At 55.5% G+C, this 1,198-nt stretch carries 1 protein-coding gene; it reads left to right on the forward strand.

The window, feature by feature from the left end; genetic code table 11:
- Positions 1-1,038, forward strand: a 1,038-nt coding sequence (locus DW819_RS15425) for an MFS transporter (RefSeq protein WP_147353181.1), incomplete at its 5' end; no start/stop codon positions are given.
- Positions 1,039-1,198: the final 160 nt, after the last annotated feature.

Raw genomic sequence — 1,198 nt, forward strand, 5'->3', positions numbered from 1 at the left:
CCCACCGGTGTGGTGGCGGATTTGTATAGCCGTCGGCGCTCGGTGCTGATTGGAATGTTCCTCTACGGCCTGGGCTTTCTGATGGAGGGTGCGCTACCGTGGTTCGCGCCGGTTCTGCTGGCCCAGGTTGTCTGGGGTTGCGGTGATACCTTCATCACCGGCGCTCTGGAGGCGTGGATTGCCTCGGAGGAAGAGGACAAACCCATAGACAAGGTGTTCCTGCGGGGCAGTCAAATGGGGCAAATCGGCGGCGTTCTGGGCGTGGTGCTGGGCACACTGCTGGGAAACATAAACCTGCAAATGCCTGTCATCTTGGGGGGCAGTTTGTGCTTGTTGTTGGGGCTGGTGATGGTTCGCATCATGCCAGAAACCAACTTCTCCCCTGCTATTGAGGAACGGCAGGGCTTGCTTAAAGACTTTGTCTGCCTGTTCAAGCTCAACCTGGGCTTTGTGAAAGGCGCACCTGTGTTGCTGGCGCTCTTAGCAATCACACTATGCGGGGGACTTGCCAGTGAAGGCTTTGACCGGCTCTCCACCGCTCATTTTCTGGATGACACGGTAATACCCGTTATCGGGCCGCTGAACAGCGTCACTTGGTTCGGTGTTATCAGTCTTATCGGCAGCGGCTTAGGTATTCTGGCTTCTCAGTTGCTCATCGCCCGCATGGAGAAAAAAGGGACTGTCAGCCGAACCAGTGTGGTCATGTCCACCAGCGCCGGGTATATCCTGTGCCTGGTTCTCTTCGCGGTGGGGCGGAGCTTTTGGTTCATGTTGTTGGTGTTCCTGCTGGCGGGGCTTATGCGCACCATCAAGGAGCCTGTGCTGGCCGCCTGGATGAACGACCATGTGGATGAGAAAATGCGCGCCACAGTCTTTTCCACCAGCGGACAGCTGGACTCTTTCGGGCAGATCATCGGCGGGCCTATTGTGGGGCTGGTAGCCCAGCAGGTGTCCATACCCTGGGGGCTGGTCTGTACCGCTTTCCTGCTGTTGCCCGCGCTGTTCTTAGTGCCGGTGGCGGGAAAGAAGCGGGATTGATATGGCATAGTTAAGTTTACTGACGAGCGGGAGATTACTTCCGCTCGTCTTCATTTAGTAGCGCAAAATTTGAGGACTCTTTATTTCCTTATTCGGTATAGCGGAGGCGGCTGTCAATTCGACATAATTTTCTTGTGATACTTTACCGTACATGAGCATT

Origin of the sequence: Clostridium sp. AM33-3, assembly GCF_003480315.1 — a bacterium.
In the GTDB taxonomy this organism is placed as follows: Bacteria; Bacillota; Clostridia; order Lachnospirales; family Lachnospiraceae; genus Brotaphodocola.